The sequence below is a fragment of the Betaproteobacteria bacterium genome (assembly GCA_016720855.1).
Lineage (GTDB): Bacteria > Pseudomonadota > Gammaproteobacteria > Burkholderiales > Usitatibacteraceae > FEB-7.
This window is the reverse complement of the sequence record JADKJU010000002.1, coordinates 527,377-544,334: the sequence shown is the minus strand read 5'-3', so window position 1 is coordinate 544,334 and position 16,958 is coordinate 527,377. Positions and strand designations below refer to the sequence as shown.

The 16,958-nt window shown below is 67.3% G+C and carries 17 protein-coding genes; 9 read left to right on the top strand and 8 right to left on the bottom strand.

All coding sequences use genetic code 11. The features are described 5' to 3' along the window. Window positions 1–34 precede the first annotated feature (34 nt). The 3 genes from IPP91_09660 to ptsP are packed head-to-tail and all read left to right on the top strand — an operon-like array spanning window position 35 to window position 2,486. Window positions 35–427 (top strand): PTS sugar transporter subunit IIA, encoded by a 393-nt coding sequence (locus tag IPP91_09660; protein MBL0142335.1) that lies wholly within the window; start codon window positions 35–37, stop codon window positions 425–427. 12 nt (window positions 428–439) lie between these two features. Then, a complete protein-coding gene (locus tag IPP91_09655) occupies window positions 440–709 on the top strand; it encodes an HPr family phosphocarrier protein (protein MBL0142334.1) in 270 nt (89 codons plus the stop codon). Between the two features lie 13 nt (window positions 710–722). Then, a complete protein-coding gene (gene ptsP / locus IPP91_09650) occupies window positions 723–2,486 on the top strand; it encodes a phosphoenolpyruvate--protein phosphotransferase (protein ID MBL0142333.1) in 1,764 nt (587 codons plus the stop codon). Window positions 2,487–2,493: 7 nt separating this feature from the next. Here the strand turns inward: ptsP and IPP91_09645 are convergent, their stop codons facing one another. Beyond that, window positions 2,494–3,507: a hypothetical protein gene (locus IPP91_09645; GenBank protein MBL0142332.1), complete on the bottom strand. Its 1,014-nt coding sequence runs from the start codon at window positions 3,505–3,507 to the stop codon at window positions 2,494–2,496. Between the two features lie 115 nt (window positions 3,508–3,622). Here IPP91_09645 and IPP91_09640 point away from each other — a divergent pair, with 115 nt between their 5' ends. Both IPP91_09640 and IPP91_09635 read left to right on the top strand, forming a co-directional pair. Beyond that, window positions 3,623–4,156 (top strand): hypothetical protein, encoded by a 534-nt coding sequence (locus tag IPP91_09640; GenBank protein ID MBL0142331.1) that lies wholly within the window; start codon window positions 3,623–3,625, stop codon window positions 4,154–4,156. Then, a complete protein-coding gene (locus IPP91_09635) occupies window positions 4,153–5,556 on the top strand; it encodes a DASS family sodium-coupled anion symporter (protein ID MBL0142330.1) in 1,404 nt (467 codons plus the stop codon). Before IPP91_09640 ends, IPP91_09635 begins: the two co-directional genes overlap by 4 nt. Window positions 5,557–5,634: 78 nt before the next feature. Here IPP91_09635 and IPP91_09630 read toward each other — a convergent pair whose 3' ends face one another. Both IPP91_09630 and IPP91_09625 read right to left on the bottom strand, forming a co-directional pair. Then, window positions 5,635–6,582, bottom strand: coding sequence for a DUF2950 domain-containing protein (locus IPP91_09630; GenBank protein ID MBL0142329.1), 948 nt, complete (start codon window positions 6,580–6,582; stop codon window positions 5,635–5,637). Between the two features lie 53 nt (window positions 6,583–6,635). After that, window positions 6,636–7,904, bottom strand: a complete 1,269-nt coding sequence (locus tag IPP91_09625; protein MBL0142328.1) for a DUF3300 domain-containing protein — start codon at window positions 7,902–7,904, stop codon at window positions 6,636–6,638. Window positions 7,905–8,084: 180 nt separating this feature from the next. On the opposite strand from IPP91_09625, the gene IPP91_09620 reads away from it, so the two are divergent. The 3 genes from IPP91_09620 (at window position 8,085) to metW (ending at window position 10,735) form a co-directional block, all read left to right on the top strand. Further along, window positions 8,085–8,657 carry a porin family protein gene (locus IPP91_09620; GenBank protein ID MBL0142327.1) on the top strand — a complete coding sequence of 191 codons (573 nt, stop codon included), beginning with the start codon at window positions 8,085–8,087 and terminating at the stop codon, window positions 8,655–8,657. A 270-nt stretch (window positions 8,658–8,927) separates the two neighbouring features. Continuing rightward, window positions 8,928–10,151: a homoserine O-acetyltransferase gene (locus IPP91_09615; protein ID MBL0142326.1), complete on the top strand. Its 1,224-nt coding sequence runs from the start codon at window positions 8,928–8,930 to the stop codon at window positions 10,149–10,151. Continuing rightward, window positions 10,148–10,735, top strand: coding sequence for a methionine biosynthesis protein MetW (gene metW / locus IPP91_09610; GenBank protein ID MBL0142325.1), 588 nt, complete (start codon window positions 10,148–10,150; stop codon window positions 10,733–10,735). The genes IPP91_09615 and metW overlap by 4 nt, the downstream gene beginning before the upstream one ends. 120 nt (window positions 10,736–10,855) lie before the next feature. On the opposite strand, the gene IPP91_09605 is transcribed toward metW, so the two are convergent. Further along, window positions 10,856–12,118: an MFS transporter gene (locus IPP91_09605; protein ID MBL0142324.1), complete on the bottom strand. Its 1,263-nt coding sequence runs from the start codon at window positions 12,116–12,118 to the stop codon at window positions 10,856–10,858. Between the two features lie 51 nt (window positions 12,119–12,169). Further along, entirely contained in the window at window positions 12,170–13,270 is a 1,101-nt protein-coding gene (locus IPP91_09600) for a hypothetical protein (GenBank protein MBL0142323.1), read from the bottom strand. A 168-nt stretch (window positions 13,271–13,438) separates the two neighbouring features. Here IPP91_09600 and msrB point away from each other — a divergent pair, with 168 nt between their 5' ends. After that, the gene (gene msrB / locus IPP91_09595) at window positions 13,439–13,831 is read left to right on the top strand and encodes a peptide-methionine (R)-S-oxide reductase MsrB (protein MBL0142322.1); all 393 of its coding nucleotides are present in this window, start codon (window positions 13,439–13,441) and stop codon (window positions 13,829–13,831) included. Here the strand turns inward: msrB and IPP91_09590 are convergent. Genes IPP91_09590 through xth form a run of 3 tightly spaced genes read right to left on the bottom strand, consistent with a single transcriptional unit; the run spans window position 13,818 to window position 16,935 of the window. After that, window positions 13,818–14,195, bottom strand: a complete 378-nt coding sequence (locus tag IPP91_09590; protein MBL0142321.1) for a hypothetical protein — start codon at window positions 14,193–14,195, stop codon at window positions 13,818–13,820. The two genes, msrB and IPP91_09590, sit on opposite strands and share 14 nt — an antisense overlap. A 56-nt stretch (window positions 14,196–14,251) precedes the next feature. Beyond that, complete coding sequence (locus tag IPP91_09585; GenBank protein ID MBL0142320.1) at window positions 14,252–16,162, bottom strand: ATP-binding cassette domain-containing protein; 1,911 nt, start codon at window positions 16,160–16,162, stop codon at window positions 14,252–14,254. Next, window positions 16,162–16,935, bottom strand: a complete 774-nt coding sequence (xth, locus tag IPP91_09580; protein MBL0142319.1) for an exodeoxyribonuclease III — start codon at window positions 16,933–16,935, stop codon at window positions 16,162–16,164. The genes IPP91_09585 and xth overlap by 1 nt, the downstream gene beginning before the upstream one ends. Window positions 16,936–16,958: the final 23 nt, after the last annotated feature.

Sequence of the window (16,958 nt, the reverse complement as noted above, 5' to 3'; positions counted from 1 at the left end):
CGCCGATGCCGCGCCGGTAGCCTAAAATGCCCCCATGATCGGAATCCTCCTCGTTTCCCACGGCGCCTTCGGCGAAAGCCTCATCCACTGCGCGAGCCACGTCCTGGGCAAGCGCCCCCTCTACGTGCGCCAGCTGGGCGTCACCGTCCACGACGACCCGGAGGAGATCCTTCCCACGGCGAGAGACCTCATCCGCTTCCTCGACCAGGGCCAGGGCGTGCTGGTGATGACCGACATCTACGGCGCCACGCCGTCGAACATCGCCTCGCGGCTCCTCGAGCCCGGCCGCGTGGAAGGCATCGCGGGCGTGAACCTGCCGATGCTCATCCGCGCCCTCACCTACCGCGAGGAGCCGCTCGAGGCGGTCGTCGCCAAGGCGCTTTCCGGCGGCACGGAGGGCGTGACGCGCATGCCCGCGAAGGTCTGAGGCCCCGCGCCCGTGCAGAAGCAGACCGTCACCATCGTGAACAAGCTCGGGCTGCACGCCCGCGCTTCCGCCAAGCTCACCCAGGCCGCGGCGCAGCACGCGTGCGGCGTGCACCTCACGAGGAACGGAAAGCGCGTCAACGCGAAAAGCATCATGGGCGTGATGATGCTTGCCGCCGGCATCGGCGCCACGGTCGAGATCGAGACCGACGGCGAGGACGAGGAGGCCGCCATGGCCGCCCTCGTGAAGCTCATCGCCGACAAGTTCGACGAAGGCGAGTAGGAAGGCGCCCGCCATGGCCACCGACACACCCGCCCCGGCCGGGCACAACGTCTGCTTCACGATGCACGGCATCGGGGTGTCGAATGGCATCGCCATCGGGCACACGCACCTCTTCCTGGGCATGTCCACCGAGGTGGACCACTACGACATCGCCCACTACGACATCGGGCGGGAGCAGCGCCGCTATGACCGTGCCATCAAGGAAGTGCGCGACGAGCTGAAGGAGCTGGCCGACAGCGTGCGCCACAGCGCTTCCTCCGAGCTGGCGCCGTTCGTGAACGTTCACCTGATGCTGCTCGAAGACAGCGCGTTCTCCGAGGCCCCGCGGGACATCATCCGCGAGCAACGCTGCAACGCCGAGTGGGCCCTGCGCACGCAGCTCGACGAGCTGACCGCCCAGTTCGACGACATCGAGGACGAGTACCTGCGCGAGCGCGAGGCGGACGTGCGGCAGGTGGCCGAGCGCGTCCTGGGCGCCCTGGCCGGATCCAAGCGGCGCATCGCGATCAAGCCGACCCGCCAGGATTCCGACATGATCCTCGTCGCGCGCGACCTGTCGCCCGCCGACGTGATCCTCTTCCGCGAGCACCCCTTCGCGGCGTTTGTCACCGACATGGGCGGCGCCACCTCGCACACGGCGATCATCGCCCGCTCGCTTGCCATCCCCGCGATCGTCGCGCTGCACCACTCGCGAACCATGATCCGCGAGGACGAGCTGGTGATCGTGGACGGCACGCAGGGCGTGCTGATCGTGAACCCGGACCGCGCTGTCCTTGCCGAGTACCGGCTGAAGCAGAACGAGGCGCGGCTCGAGAAGGACAAGCTCAAGCGCCTGAAGACCGCGCCGGCCGCCACCCTGGACGGCACCGCGATCCAGCTCTACGCGAACATCGAGCTGCCCTCGGACGTGGAGGCGGTCCGGGCGAGCGGCGCTTCGGGCATCGGCCTCTTCAGGAGCGAGTTCCTGTTCATGAACCGGCGCGACCTGCCGGACGAGGACGAGCAGTTCGAGGCCTACCGCGAGGTGATCGAGGGCATGAAGGGGCGGCCGGTCACCATCCGCACGCTCGACATCGGCGCGGACAAGGTGATCGGTGGCCAGGAGCACACCACCGAGAACCCGGCGCTGGGACTTCGCGCGATACGCTATTGCCTGGCGGAGCCGCAGATATTCAACACGCAGTTGCGTGCCATCCTGCGTGCCTCGCGCCACGGCAAGGCGATGATCCTCATCCCGATGCTCTCCTCGTACCTGGAGCTCAACCAGACGCTGGCGGCCGTGGCCCGCGCCAAGGAGGAGCTGAAGGACGAGGGGGTGAAGTTCGACGAGTTCGTGCCCGTGGGCGGCATGGTGGAGATCCCGGCCGCGGCCATCGCGCTGCCGATGTTCATCAGGAAGCTCGATTTCCTCTCGATCGGCACCAACGACCTCATCCAGTACACGCTCGCCATCGACAGGGCCGACGACGCGGTGGCGCACCTCTACGATCCGCTGCACCCTGCCGTGCTCTCCCTCATCTCGGCGGTGATCCGCACCGCCCTCCAGCACGAGAAGCCGGTGGCGGTGTGCGGCGAGATGGCGGGCGACGTGAAACTCACGCGTTTGCTGCTGGGCTTCGGCCTGCGGAATTTCTCGATGCACCCGACGAGCATCCTCGCGGTGAAGCAGCGCGTGCTCGCGACGAGCCTTCCGGACATCGCGCCGATCGTGGCGCGGGTGATGAAGGCCGACGAGCCGGACAAACTCGTCGCCCTGCTGGACAAGCTGAACGCCTAGAGGCGCCTCACCAGAGCTCGCGCCGGATTTGCGCCATCACGTCGCGCTGGCGGATCTCGCCGCGCGGAATGGCGACCGGAAGCAGGACGGCGCTCTGCCCCGCGTAATTGCGCAGCTCCTGGAGCTTGAGCTCGATGACGGGGCCGCCGGGAACCGCCTGCTTGATGCCGAGGCGGTCCATCACAACACTCACCGGCTCGACCCAGGTCTGCACTTCCGCCCTGGAGAGCGTCTCGACGAGGATGTCGAGATGCCTGGGCAGTGCCGTCGACCCCGCCCCCACTGCGGCGAGGTTCAGCTCGATCTCGGCGAGCCGCGACTCGATCGACGCCGCATCCGGCGTGTCGTTTCCTTGCTCCCGCTCGAATCCCAGCCGGGCCGACTGCAGGGCCCGCAGCTTGGCGCGAAGAAGCGACTGCGACTGTTCCAGGGATTCGCGTTCGCTGGCGACCTCCGTGATGCGCGCGAGGGCCATCGTGAGGAGGTGGTCGAACGCGCGGCGCTTGAGCAGCCGGCGCAGCTCCTCGTCGGTGGCGGACGGGTCGAGGAGCCGGTGACGGTCGAAGCTCACCTGCACCTGCGCGACCTCATGCTGGACCTGGTCCCCCTGCAAGGCCATGCCGAGCACCTTCTTCTCGCTGCGCTCCACGAGCAGGAGCGCCAACACGGGCTCGGTGCCGTCCCCCGCAGGACTCGCGAGAAACTCGATGAGCGCGCGGTCGGCGCCGAAGACCTCCGCCATGCGGTCGGCCGACGCGAAGAAGGCCGCGAGCCGGTCGTCGGTGCCACAGGCCTTCCGGCTCGCCTCGATGGCCGGGGGAAGTGCGTCGACGAGCCCGACGACGTGCCCGATGGCGTGCAGGATCGCCGGCTCGAGCCTGGCGCGGTGGCCGGAAACGGCACGGATGCGCGGATCGGTTGCCTCGAGCGCCCGGTCGAGCGCGGCTGCGCGAAGCGCCGCGGGGTAGCGATCGCCTGCGTCCCCGCCCGCCCCGAAAATCGACTGGAAAAGCTTGAACACGGGCATCGCCTCGGTTGGTTGATTCGGCTCATGTGACGATACCAAAGGCGTGGCACACTTTCAGGAATTCCTCCCGGGCTTCTCGGGTGCCTGACGAAAGAGCGGTTGCGAATTCATGCACGGACGTCATGCCATCGTCGCGATGCTGGGTCTCGCAGCAGCCGCCTGCGGACCGGCGCAGCAGCCCCCGGTTTCCGTTCCCCCCTCTTCGGGCTGGCACGAGTTCGATGGCACCTGGAATGCGGTTGGCACGCGCCGCACGCTCACCCTGGGCGAACGCGGCCGCAGTTCCCTCCTGGATCTCCAGGGAACGATGCTGCTCGGGGGCGCGGGCCGGCCCGGCGTCGGCTTCCGCGCGGAGTCGATCGCGCTGGCCGACGCAAGGACGGGCCTCGTGGGCCGCAGCGTATGGACCGACGAGCGCGGCGACCAGGTCTACAGCGAATTCACCGGGGAAGGCACGGCCGCGAAGAACCGCATCACCGGCACGTTCACCGGCGGCACGGGGCGATTCGCGGGAATCACGGGGGGCTACGAGTACTCCTGGCAATACGTGGCCGAGACCGAGGACGGGACGATCCAGGGGCGCGCCACGGGCCTGAAAGGCCGCTTCCGCATCGGGGCGGCGGCGCAAGGAGGGGCAAGATGATTCCGGCCGGCAAGCTGCTCAAGGGCGCTCTGCCCTTCGCGATCGCGATCGGCATCTGGCTGGTTCCCGTGCCGGCCGGCCTCACCGCCCAGGCCTGGCACCTCTTCGCCGTGTTCGTCGCGGCGATTTCGTCCGTGCTCGTGGGGGCCTTCCCGCTGCTCACCGCGGCGATGATCGCGGTGGCGGCCGTCATCCTCACCGGCACCATCGACGCGGCAAAGGCCTACTCCGGCTTCGCCAACGCGAGCGTCCTGCTCGTCGTCGTCGCCTTCATCGTGGCGCAGGCCGTGGTGAAGTCCGGGCTCGGGCGGCGCATCAGCCTGTTCATGGTGAGCCGCTTCGGGGGCTCGTCCCTGGGGCTTGCCTACAGCATCGTCATGACCGACGCATTCATTGCACCGGCATTTCCGAGCAACACGGCGCGCGCAGGGGTGCTGTTCCCCATCGTGCTTTCCGTCGCGCAGGGCGCGGGCTCGGTACCCGGCGACGAGAACAAGCGCCGCCTGGGCGGCTACCTCATGTTCTGCTGCATGGCGAGCCTTGCGGTCTCCTCCGCGCTCTGGATGACCGCCACCTCCGCCAACCCGATCGGCGTGCAGATCGCGAAGCAGTTCGGCCTGGAGATCGGTTTCGGCAGCTGGCTGCTCGCCTCCTGCGTGCCCGCCATCGCGACGATCGCGATGTTGCCATGGGTCGTGTCGAAGCTGTTTGCGCCACGGGTGGGAAAGACGCCCGAAGCGCCGAAGGCTGCCAAGGTTGAGCTCGCCGGCATGGGGCCGATGTCGCGCGCGGAGCGCATCACCGCCGTGGTGTTCGTGATCATGGTCGTCGGCTGGGTAGCGGCGGATTCCCTCAAGCTAAACGTCACCAGCATCGCCTTCGCGGGGCTGGGGACGCTCCTGCTCGCGGGCGTGCTCACCCTCGACGACATCGCCGCCATGGGCGACACGCTCGCCACCTTCCTCTGGCTCGCGGTCCTCTTCGCCCTGAGCGGCCAGTTGAACGAGCTGGGCTTCATGAGCTACGCCGGCGAGCGGCTCGCCTCGCACCTCGGGGGCCTTTCGTGGCCAGTCACCTACGTGACCCTGATCGTGCTCTATGTGGCGATCCACTACCTGTTCGTGAGCCAGTCCTCGCAGGTGCTGGCATTGCTGGGCGTGTTCCTCGACGTGGGCGCGCGCGGCGGGGTGCCGGTGCCGCTGATGGCGTTCGGGCTCCTCTTCGCGAGCAGCTATTTCTCGGTGATCACGCCGCAGGGCGGGAGCCAGAACATCATCTTCGCGGCAAGCGGCTATCTCACGCAGGGCGAGCTCTATCGCCTGGGGCTCTCGATCACGCTCGTCTTCATGGCGGTGTTCCTGCTGGTGGGAACGCCGTGGGTGCTCTTCGTCACGGGCTGACGGGGAAAGAGAGCCGGGACAGCCGCTGCCGGGCGCAAGACGGCCGGATCGAATGCACCATCCGGCCGCGCGATTGGCCTACTGCGCCTTGCTCCAGGTCTTGTCCGGATTGAAGGCTTTCATCTTTCCGGCTGCCGACGCCGAGGACGGGCCGAGATCCTTCTCGTACACGACCCCGTCGTGGCTCACGATGAAGGACTTGACCCCGGAATTGCCGTACGACGCGGGATACGCGACGACGGCGAAACCGCCCCACATCTTTCCCTTGACCACGTAGTCGAACGCGCCGCCGGGCGCATCCTTGCCCTGCGAAGTCAGCATGCGGTAGTAGTAGCCATGAAAGGCCTCCGGCTTGCCGGCCCGCGTCTTCGCGCCGTAACCCTCACTGACTGCCTTTGCGGCGATCGGCCCGAGCGGGCTGGGCTTCTCTCCGTCCTTCGTCGCCCAGTACAACCCGTCCTTCTTTCCGGGAGTGGAAGTGAACCGCGCTGCGTAGTCGGACGTCCCGTTGCCGTCGGCATCGGTCGCCGCGTACTCACGCTGCGCATCCACGATCGCGAGCATCGCCTGGATCGCGTTGAGCTCGTTGCGGCCGACGCGGCGATTCGCGATCTCCTCGTGCCCTGCCTCGGCATCGAAGGACCACTTGTCGCCCTTCTTCGCCAGCGGCGCGGGGAACGGCCAGTCGTCGCCGCCGCAATTGAGCACCGCCTTCGCCTCCCCCTGCTTCGCGATGGAATTCTTCTTGTCGTAGCAGGCGAGGAATTTCGCCCATTCCGCCTTGTCCGCGACGTCGTCGCCCGTGAAGAGCCAGCTCTTCGATTTCGGCCCCACCACCGCGAGCAACGCGTCCGTGCTCCCGGCGCGCACGGCATCCGCAAGGGCCTTCGCCGCATCCTCCGGCGTTGCAAACGTCTTCTGTGCAGCCGCCTTGGAAGCAGTGCTTGCCGCGGGCGCCTTCTTCTCCTGGGCGAAGGCCCCGGGTCCTGCCGCCGCGAGCATCGCACCGGCGATCGCCGCGGCCATCCATTTCATCGTGTTCATGTCTGTATTCTCCGGATCGATTGGTGGGGGAACGGCTAGCGACGCCCGCCGCCACCGCCGCCACGCCCGCCGCCACCCCCGCCGCTGCGCCCGCCGCCGCCGCCACCACCCGAAGATGCCCGGCTGCTGCTGCCGCGCGAGCTGGCCTGACGCGTCGACGATCCGCTGCCCGCGCCCGAAAATCCGCCGCCGCCATCGCCGCTTCCCCGCGACGCGCTCCCGCCGCCGGAACGGTCCGCCGTCGAGGCGCGATTGCCCGCGGAGGACCGATCGCCCGCCGATGCCCGATCGCCTGCCGAGGCGCGATCTCCCGCCGATCCCCGATCAGCCTGCTGCGAGCGATTCTGCAGTTGACTCTTGTCCATGCTGCCCATCTCGGAGCGCCCCTGCTCGGCGCGGCCGCGGAACTGGTCGCGCGATTGCGCCGCCTTCGCGTCGCCGCCCCGGTTGTATTTCTGTGCCGTGGCGTTGTCCCGGTACGACACGCCCTTGCGGTGGTCGACGTTGTGGTTCCAGTTGCCGTTGCTGATGTTCGCCTTGTTGTAGCGGTTGTAGTTGTTGACGTTCACGTTGACGTTGCCGCCACGCCAGTTGCAGTTGCCCCAGATCGCGGCGCCGACGATGACGCCCGTGGCGAACGCGAGGCCCGGCGCATAGGCGTAGCCCGGCGGGTACATGTAATAGGGCGGATAGGAGGGGTACCACCACGGGCCGTAGATCGTGGCCGGGTTGTAGGCCGGCACGTACACCGTTTCCGGCTTCGCCGACTCGATGATGTAGACGGTCTTGCCCGCCTCCTGCTCAGTCTTCACGTTCTGCTCCGGCGTCGATTTGAGGTTGCCCGCCGCCTGGGCCTTGGCACGCAGGTTCTGGACGGTAGCCAGCACCGCGGCCTGATCGCCCAGGAAGGCGTCGCCCAGTTTCTGCGTGAGGGAAAGGTTGTCGTTCATCTGCTTGAGCACCTGCGGCACGGCAGTCAGCGCCTTCACGGCCGGATCCCAAGGCTGCTTCTCCATCGCCGCTTCCAGCGCCTTGTCCGTCACCTTCGGGTTCGCCGCGGACCAGCGCGCAGCTTCCACCACTTCCAGCGGGTAGGTAGAGGCCATGAGGATCTGCGCGATGAGGGCGTCGGGGTACAACGCGATCGGCGCAAGGATCTGGTCGAGGTCCTGCTGCGAGAAGGATTTCGCGGCCGGCGCGGCAGCCGCTGCGGTCGGCGGCGGCGATTGCGCCAGCGTGACCAATGGCGCGGCCAGGAAGGTCAGGGCAAACAGGACTTTCGGAACAGCTTGGAAGGGGTGCATGCGACGCTCCAAAAGGAATCTTCTTGGGGGACTGGTGTCCAGCAATCCATGCGAGGTGTTTGGGCCAAGCAGGCGACCGAAAGGTGCGTGTGTATAATGCACCGCAGCATGAAGGCGCAATTCGCCGCCGCATATGGTATCAGAATTTCCCTTCCAGAACCTGATCAGGAGCATCAAACGATGAAGAGCCTCACCACTGCACTTGTCCTTGCCGCCGGTCTCGCGGCTGCCCCCGCGTTTGCGCAGAGCTGGTACTTCGGCGCCGGTGTCGGCGTCGGCAACCTCAACAAGAGCGGCACCGACCTCACGGGCCTCTACAACGCAAGCGTCGACGACAGCGACACGACCTATACCATTCGCGGCGGCTACAAGTTCTCGCCCAACATCGCCGTGGAACTGGGCTACTACGATCTCGGCAATTACAGCTTCTCGGGCAGGCTGGCCCCGACGAGCACGACGGAGATCTCCGGCTCGGCCAAGGCCAAGTCGTGGGGGATTTCCGTGGTCGGAATCGCGCCGATCCACGAATCCTTCGACGTCTACGCCCGCATCGGCATCGAGCAGTCCGAACTGAAAGCCAACGCCAACTCGGCCACCCTGACGGCCAACGACTCCGACAAGCAGACCGGGGCCACGTACGGCGTCGGCGCGCACTACTACTTCAACAAGCAGTGGGGCCTGTTCGGCGAATGGATGAAGAACGACAAGATCAACGTCGACAGCTACCTCATCGGCGCCGATTTCAGGTTCTAGGTTCCGCGCCCGGCAACGGGTCTCCGGTTGGAAAACGAAACGCCCGGCACTGGCCGGGCGTTTCGCCGTTTGCGGCCCGGAAAAGGCATGCGCGAAGGTTCCCGCGCGGGCTTTTCTCCAGCCGACAATCCGGATTAGAATGTCCTCACGCGCCGATTTGAGCTTCAGCTTGCGGGCGCGAAACAAATACGGCTAAAGCGAAAGGCAGGTCTCCCGACGAGAACCCGACCCCGCGACAGCCGGTCGGGTTTTTCATTTGCGGGACACGTCATGAATGCAATGGCCATCGGCTCGGTGGGTGAGGTGGCTCCCCAGCGAGCGGGGTTCCTCGAGCCCCTGATCCTCAAGGGCGGGCGCACGCTTGCCTCCTACGAGCTCGTCTACGAAACCTACGGGAAGCTGAACGCCGACCGCTCCAATGCCGTGCTCGTCTGCCACGCGCTCTCGGGCAACCACCACGTCGCCGGCTGGCACGCCGACAGCCCGAAGAAGCCCGGCTGGTGGGACAACATGGTGGGGCCCGGCAAGGCGATCGACACCGACCGCTTCTTCGTGATCGGCGTGAACAACCTCGGCGGCTGCCACGGATCGACGGGGCCCGCCTCCATCGATCGCGCCACGGGCCAGCCCTACGGCGCGGCCTTTCCGCTCGTCACGGTGGAAGACTGGGTCGCATCGCAAGCGCGGCTCATGGACCGGCTCGGCATCGAGCGGCTAGCGGCGGCCATGGGCGGCTCGCTGGGCGGCATGCAGGCGCTGCAATGGACGCTCGATTTTCCGGATCGCATCCGCCACGCCCTCGTGATCGCGGCCGCGCCCAAGCTTTCCACGCAGAACATCGGGTTCAACGACGTGGCGCGGCAGGCGATCGTGTCGGACCCCGATTTTCACGGCGGCAACTTCTACGCGATGAAAACCTTCCCCGCGCGCGGGCTCAGGCTCGCGCGCATGCTCGGTCACATCACCTACCTGTCCGAGGACCTGCTGGGGGAGAAGTTCGGCCGCGAGATCAAGGGCGACGACTACGGGTTCAACTACGAGGTGGAATTCGAGATCGAGTCGTACCTGCGCCACCAGGGCGACAAGTTCGCGCAGGTGTTCGACGCGAACACCTACCTCATCATGACCAAGGCGCTCGACTACTTCGACCCGGCGCGCGAGACCGGCGGCGACTTTGCAAGAGCCATGGCGCCGGCGAAGGCGGGCTTCCTCGTGGTCTCGTTCACGAGCGACTGGCGCTTTCCCCCGGAGCGCTCGCGCCAGATCGTGCAGGCGCTGGTCAAGGGCGGCAAGCACGTCACCTACGCGGAGATCGACGCGCCGCACGGCCACGACGCATTCCTGCTCGACAACGCGCACTACCACCGGCTGGTGGCGGCCTACCTGGACAACGTGGCGCAGGAAGTCGGGGCGGGCCGGCGCGAGCGCACCCTCATCGTCGGCGGCACGGAGCTGGAGGAAATGAAGGGCTATTCCGGGCGGGTGAAACCATGACGCCGCGCTTCGAATTCGACCTCATCGCTTCCTGGATTCCGGAGGGCGCGCGCGTGCTGGACCTGGGCTGCGGCGACGGCGAGCTGCTCGCGGGGCTGGAAGCCACGCGGGGCGTGAAGGGCTATGGCGTGGAGATCGATCCCGATCGCGTGCTCGCGGCGGTGGCGCACGGAGTCGACGTGATCCAGATGGACCTGGAGAGCGGGCTTTCCGCCTTCGAGGACGACGCCTTCGACTTCGTGATCCTGTCGCAGACGCTGCAGGCGATGCGCCGCTCGGACCTCATCCTTCGCGAGATGCTGCGCGTGGGCCACGAGGGCATCGTCACCTTCCCGAACTTCGGCTTCTGGAAGCACCGCCTCGCCATCCTGCGCGGCCACATGCCGGTGTCGGAGTCGCTCCCCTACGAGTGGTTCGACACGCCCAACATCCACCTTTGCACGGTAAAGGACTTCGAGGACCTGTGCGTGAAGGTGGGCGCGCAGATCCTCGACGAGCGCGTGCTGCACGAGGGAAAGATCGTCGAGACGCTGCCGAACCTCCTCGGCAGCCTGGGCGTATTCCGGTTCCGCCGGCGAGGGTAGCGCCGCCTTTGCCAGCCGCCGGGCACGGCTCTTCCCGGCCCCTGGCTGCTGCCGGTGGCCGCTGCACGGCCCTCGCGGCAAGGGGGACGGGCGTGGGGGGCCCCGGAACGGTCCCCGCGTTCATTCGAGGGCCCGCAGCGACTCGCGCTTCCACCAAAGGAGCAGCAGGCCCGGCAGCGCGACGATGAAGGTGAGGAAGAAGAACGCGGTCCACGACAGGCCGAGGAACTTCGGGTCCGTGGCATAGCCGGCGGCGGGTCCCACGTAGACGCGGCCGAAGGCAGCCAGCGCCGACAGGAGCGCGTACTGGGTAGCGGTGAAACGGTGATCGCACAGCGCCATGAGGAGGGCCACGAAGGCCGCCGTGCCCATTCCGCCGCAGAGGTTCTCGAAGCCGACGGCGAAGATCATCAGGGGCCAGCTCTTCCCGGCACTTGCGAGCGCCATGAAGCCCAGGTTCGAGACAGCCTGAAGGATGCCGAAGACCATGAGCGCGCGGTACAGGCCCAGGCGCACCATCAGCGCGCCGCCGAACAGCGCGCCGAAGATCGTCGCCGCGAGCCCCATGCCCTTGTTCACGTAGCCCACATCGTCCAGCGAGAAACCCGCGCCGCGCAGCAGGAATGCCGTCGTGAGCGAGCCCGCAAAGGCATCCCCCAGCTTGTAGAGGACGATGAGCGCCAGCAGCACCCATGCGCCGGGCCGCGAAAAGAATTCCCTGAGAGGCGCCCACACCGCCTCATCGAGCGTGCGCGGCGGCGGCGCAACCGTCTCCGGCTCCGGCCCCCATAGCGTCGCAACGGCTCCCACGGCCATCAACGCCGCCATGACGAGATAGGTGTTCTTCCAGCCCAGCGCCGGAATGAACCCCGACCCGCCCACGAGCACGAGCGCTGCGGCACCCGAGGTGAGCATCGCCACACGGTAGCCCACGACGGTGAATGCCGCGGCAAGGCCGCGCTGCTCGGGCTTCGCGACATCGGTCCGGTAGGCGTCGAAAACGATATCCTGCGAGGCGGAGGTGAAAGCCACGAGGACGGCCAGCGCCGCGAGCCAGGCCAGGTTGCCCGTGGGTGACGCGAAGGCCATGGCCGCGATACCTCCGGCGAGCGCGAACTGGGTGACGAGCAGCCACCCGCGCCGGCGCCCGAGGAACGGGGGCACAAAGCGATCCATCATCGGTGCCCACAGGAACTTCCAGGTGTACGGCAGCCCGACGAGCGTGAAGAAGCCGATGGTGGAGAGGTCCACGCCCTCCACGGTCATCCACGCCTGCAGCGTGCCGCCGGTGAGCGCCAGCGGCAGGCCCGAGGAGAAACCGAGGATCAGGATGACCGCGAGGTTGCGGTCGCGCAAGACGGCAGAGTAGTCGTGGGACGCCAAGGTGCGAAGAGAATACCGGAAGCCGGCGCGTCCCCGGGCGCAGCCCGCGAACTAGGGCGCGCTTGTGCGCTCATCGCCCTGCGCGACCTCCCCGATCCTCGTCCCCCGCGGCTTGAAGGCGGCGCGCTGTTCGTAGGCCGCGCTGTCGGAGCGGGCGCTCTGCGCAGCGAGTTCCGCCGCTTCGGGGTAGGCCATGGGTTTCCTGGCGCGTTCGATCCCGAGCCGCTTCGTCGCCTCGTCCACGCGAACGACGTACTTGCCCAGGTTGTAGAAGAGGTACATCGCGTAGAGGTTGTCGAAATCCCGGTATTCGCCGGCGTCCTTCCGGAAGTCGCGGGAGAGCACCGAGGGAAACCGGTTGGGCAGGTCGCGGAACTCCACGGGCTCGTCTTCGTGCGGATCCACATACGTGGAGGCCGCGTACTTGCCGTACAGCACCACGTCCATCCCGTAGCCGCGCGCGTTCCACTGCCCGAGCAGCTTCACCGCCATGTCCGTCGGCGTATTGGCCGTCAGGGCCGCCACCAGCCGGATCCCCTGGAAGAGCCATGCGCCGCTGATATCGAGGCCCTCGTAGCCGGCGCCGTATCGGAACGCCGAGCCGATCGTCTTGGCGCAGTTGAGGGTGAGGTATCCGTACTTGACCTCCCCGGTGTGGTACTCGGTCCCCCGCGTGCGGCCGTGGAAATCGTCGTTCACGCGCGCGAAGAAGGCCGTCAGCGCCTCCTTCTCCCGAGCCGGGACGCCGTACACGCGCACGCCGATGACCGACCGCTTGTAGGTTTCGCCGAAATCGAGGCCGAACGAGGCCTTGTCGCCGAGCGAGGAGGCCGTCCCGAACAGGTACTCCTTCTTCGGGATCCGGACCACGAGGTCGTCCGCGTAGAAGTCCTTCTCGTGCTCAGGCGCCCGGTCGGCGTAGAAGTTGGCGGAATAGACCCGGTCGTCGCCGGGCGCCTGGTCGCGAATGGCCAGGGCCAGGTGGCCCGCGGACCCTCCCTTCGAAGTGCCGAAGCTGATCAGGAGCTCCAGGTCGTACGGGTCCTTGCGCAGGACTTCCATGACTTCGTCGATGTTGTCAGGCGCCGGTCCGCCCTTGCTTCCGAAGTCGACGGCGGCCGCACCCGTGACGAACACGAGCGCCGCTGCCATCCCCCATGCATTCACCCCCATTTTCGCGGCTCCTTTACCACCCCGAAGTCGTCGCCAAGGGGCGGCAACGAGGTGCCGGAAGGATACCGGAACCTTGCTCGTCCCCGCCTGTCGAGGTCTAGAATGCCCCGTTTACCCGGGCCCGGACGGGCCGCCCGAGAGACCGCCATGGCCAAGATCCTGAAGACCTACGAAGAGTGGAAGCAGCAGCTCACCCCGCGGCAGTTCGAAGTGACGAGGAAGCGCAGCACCGAACGCGCCTTCACCGGCGAGTACAACGACTGCAACACGCCCGGCACCTACCTGTGCGTGTGCTGCGGGCAGGACCTCTTCACCTCCGAGACGAAGTACGACCCGGGCTGCGGCTGGCCCTCGTTCTGGCAGCCCGTCACGCCCGGCGCCGTCGAGGAAAAGGCCGACGTGAGCCTGTTCATGACTCGCGTCGAGGTGGTGTGCTCCAACTGCGACGCCCACCTCGGCCACGTGTTCGACGACGGCCCGAAGCCCACGGGGAAGCGCTACTGCATGAACTCCGCTTCGCTCAGGCTCAAGCCGCGATAGCGCGGGTTTCGTAGCGCGCCTCGCCGGAGGGCGGCAGCTTGCCGAGCTTCTCCAGCCGCAGCCGGATGGAGCCCTGCGTGCGCGCATGCTTGCGGGCCATGTCGGGTATCGCCACCCCCGCGTCGAAGGCCACGGCGATGGCGCGGTCCTCGCCCTCGTTCCAGGGCTTGCCGAAGTTGGCGGGCAGGCGCTCGCGGCGCTTTTCCTTTTCCACTTCCCGCTGCATGAGATCGACGGCGGAGAAGAGCGCGCGAAGGGCGCGGGGCTCGGCATAGGGACTGTCTTCGGGATACTGCTCGCCGGTGACGGGATTCACGCCGTCCGCCAGCGCTTTCACGATGGGCAATGCGGATTCGAGATGCATGGGGCCTCCGGTGGGTGAGGCCGCGTCGATATGCGCGGCCGCATACCGGACAACGCTCATTCGCGAACGCGGTTGACCTCGGTGTCCATGGCGGCATTGGCCCAGAGCCAGTCCTCCTCGAGCTGCACGATGCGCGCGACCACTTCGCCATGGCGCTTCGAACGCTCGGAAAGCTCCGCGCGCTTCGCCTCTTCGTACGCCTCGCCCGTTGCAAGCCAGGCGTCGAGCGACTCCTTCTCGGGTTGCAGCCTGGCCAGCTCCTTCTCGATGGCCACGATCTTCTTCTCCAGGGGCTTCCTCGCATCGGCGAGCTTCTGCCTGGCTTCGGCTTGCGCGCGCTTCTGCGACTTGCGATCGGCGCCCCTGCCCGGCTCGTCGGGCTTGGCGCCTCGCGTGCGATATCGCCGCGACCACTCGCGGTAATCGTCCAGGTTGCCTTCGAAAGGCGCGACCGCGCCGTCGGCCACCAGCCACCACTGGTCGGTTGCCGCCTCCAGCAGGTGGCGATCGTGCGCCACCACGATGAGGGTGCCCTCGAAGTCCTGCAGCGCCTGTGCGAGGGCCTCGCGCATCTCGATGTCCAGGTGGTTCGTGGGCTCGTCCAGCACCAGGAGGTTGGGCCGCTCCCACACGATGAGGGCGAGCGCCAGGCGCGCCTTCTCGCCACCCGAGAAATCGGCCACGCGCTGGAAGACCTGGTCGCCGCGGAAATCGAATCCGCCGAGAAAGTTGCGCAGTTCCTGCTCGCGCACGCCGGGGGCCAGCCGTGCGACGTGCCACATCGCGCTTTCATCCAGGCGCAGGTTTTCCACCTGGTGCTGGGCGAAGTACCCGATGCGCAGGTCGGGCGAGCGGATGATCGTCCCGGCCACCGGCGGCAGGTCGCCCACGATCGTCTTCAGGAGCGTGGACTTGCCCGCGCCGTTGGGGCCCAGAAGCCCGATGGCCTCGCCGAAGTACACGCTCCATTCGATGTCCGATACCACGGCCTCGCCGTCGTAGCCCACGCTCGCTTCGGCCACGCGGAAGAGCAGCTTGGGCTTCACGGGCGGCTCGCGGAAGACGAAGGTGAAGGGCGTGTCCACGTGGGCGGCGGCGATGACCTCCAGCTTCTCCAGCGCCTTGATGCGGCTTTGCGCCTGGCGAGCCTTGGTGGCTTTCGCCCGGAAGCGGTCGATGAAGGCATGCAGGTGCGCGACGGTGCGCTGCTGCCTTTCGTGCGCCGATTGCTGCTGCGCGAGACGATCGGCGCGCTGGCGCTCGAAGGCCGAGTAGTTGCCCGCATACGACGTGAGCTTCTGCGCGTCCACGTGCACGATGGTGTCCACCACGGAATCGAGGAACTCGCGGTCGTGCGTGATGAGGAGGAGCGCGCCGGGGTAGCTTCTCAGCCAGTCCTCCAGCCACATCACGGCATCGAGGTCGAGGTGGTTCGTGGGTTCGTCGAGAAGGAGAAGGTCGGAGCGGCACATGAGGGCGCGTGCGAGATTGAGGCGCATGCGCCAGCCGCCAGAGAAGAAGGCCACCGGGCTTGCCTCTGCCTCGGGGGCGAAGCCCAGGCCGGACATCAGCGACTGCGCGCGCGGACGCGCCGCGTAGCCGCCGATCTCGTCGTAGCGTCCGTGGAGCAGCGCCGCGCGCTCGCCCTCCTCGTGCGCCGCTTCCGCCTCCCGGATCGCCGCTTCCACTTCGCGAAGCTCCGTGTCGCCGTCCATCACGAAGTCGAGCGCGGCGCGGTCCGTGTCGTGCAGCTCCTGCGCGACATGGGCCAGCACCCAGCGCGCCGGCAACTCCACTTCGCCCGCGTCCTGGTGCAGCTCTCCCCGGATGAGCGCGAAGAGACTCGTCTTGCCGGCGCCATTGGCGCCGACCAGCCCCACGCGGTGGCCGGGAAAGACGGTGACGGACGCGTCCTTCAGCAGGACGCGCGCGCCGCGCGCCAGGGTGATGTTGGAGAGCTTGAGCACTACAGGGTGAAGTCGTAGTCGATGGTGAGCGGCGCGTGGTCGGAGAAACGCGCGTCCTTGTAGATGCGCGTGTACTCGGCCGAGCGCGCGATTCCGGGCGTGGCGATGTGGTAATCGATGCGCCAGCCCACGTTCTTGTCCCACGCGCGCCCGCGGTTGGACCACCAGGTGTACTGCTCCGGCAGCGGGTTGAGCGTGCGGAACACATCCACCCAGCCCACGTTGTCGAGCACGCCGGTGAGCCACTCGCGCTCCTGCGGCAGGAACCCGGAATTCTTCTGGTTGGAGCGCCAGTTCTTCAGGTCGATCTCCTTGTGCGCGATGTTCCAGTCGCCGCACAGGACGAATTCCCTCCCCGAGGCCATCATCGCCTTCAGCTTCGGCAGGAAGCGCTTCATGAAGGAAAACTTGCGCGCCTGCGCCTCCTCTCCCGAGGAACCGGAAGGCAGGTAGAGCGAAACGACCGAGAGGTTGCCGAAATCGAGCTGCAGGTAGCGGCCCTGCGCGTCGATGTCCTTGATGCCCAGTCCCCGCACCACGCGGTCGGGCTCCCTGCGCGAATAGATGGCCACGCCGCTGTAGCCCTTTTTTTCGGCGGGGTGGAAAAAGGCGTGCAGCTTGCGGGGCGCGAGGATCTCGCCGGGGAGGTCGGCCTCCTGCGCCTTGATTTCCTGGAGACAGACCAGGTCGGCCTTCTGGCGCTTCATCCAGTCGAGCAGGCCCTTGGAGGCGGCCGACCGGATGCCGTTGGCATTGAGAGTGACGATTCGCACGGAAAAGCTCGTTTTCTGGGGGC

Bases quoted from the DNA above. Each gene is read 5' to 3' on its own strand.
- msrB (MBL0142322.1), top strand. From the start codon at position 13,439: ATGGCCAAGATCCTGAAGACCTACGAAGAGTGGAAGCAGCAGCTCACC.
- IPP91_09635 (MBL0142330.1), top strand. From the start codon at position 4,153: ATGATTCCGGCCGGCAAGCTGCTCAAGGGCGCTCTGCCCTTCGCGATC.
- IPP91_09615 (MBL0142326.1), top strand. From the start codon at position 8,928: ATGAATGCAATGGCCATCGGCTCGGTGGGTGAGGTGGCTCCCCAGCGA.
- IPP91_09630 (MBL0142329.1), bottom strand. From the start codon at position 6,582: ATGGCCGCGGCGATCGCCGGTGCGATGCTCGCGGCGGCAGGACCCGGG.
- IPP91_09660 (MBL0142335.1), top strand. From the start codon at position 35: ATGATCGGAATCCTCCTCGTTTCCCACGGCGCCTTCGGCGAAAGCCTC.
- metW (MBL0142325.1), top strand. From the start codon at position 10,148: ATGACGCCGCGCTTCGAATTCGACCTCATCGCTTCCTGGATTCCGGAG.
- IPP91_09625 (MBL0142328.1), bottom strand. From the start codon at position 7,904: ATGCACCCCTTCCAAGCTGTTCCGAAAGTCCTGTTTGCCCTGACCTTC.
- IPP91_09620 (MBL0142327.1), top strand. From the start codon at position 8,085: ATGAAGAGCCTCACCACTGCACTTGTCCTTGCCGCCGGTCTCGCGGCT.
- IPP91_09640 (MBL0142331.1), top strand. From the start codon at position 3,623: ATGCACGGACGTCATGCCATCGTCGCGATGCTGGGTCTCGCAGCAGCC.
- ptsP (MBL0142333.1), top strand. From the start codon at position 723: ATGGCCACCGACACACCCGCCCCGGCCGGGCACAACGTCTGCTTCACG.
- IPP91_09590 (MBL0142321.1), bottom strand. From the start codon at position 14,195: ATGCATCTCGAATCCGCATTGCCCATCGTGAAAGCGCTGGCGGACGGC.
- IPP91_09600 (MBL0142323.1), bottom strand. From the start codon at position 13,270: ATGGCAGCGGCGCTCGTGTTCGTCACGGGTGCGGCCGCCGTCGACTTC.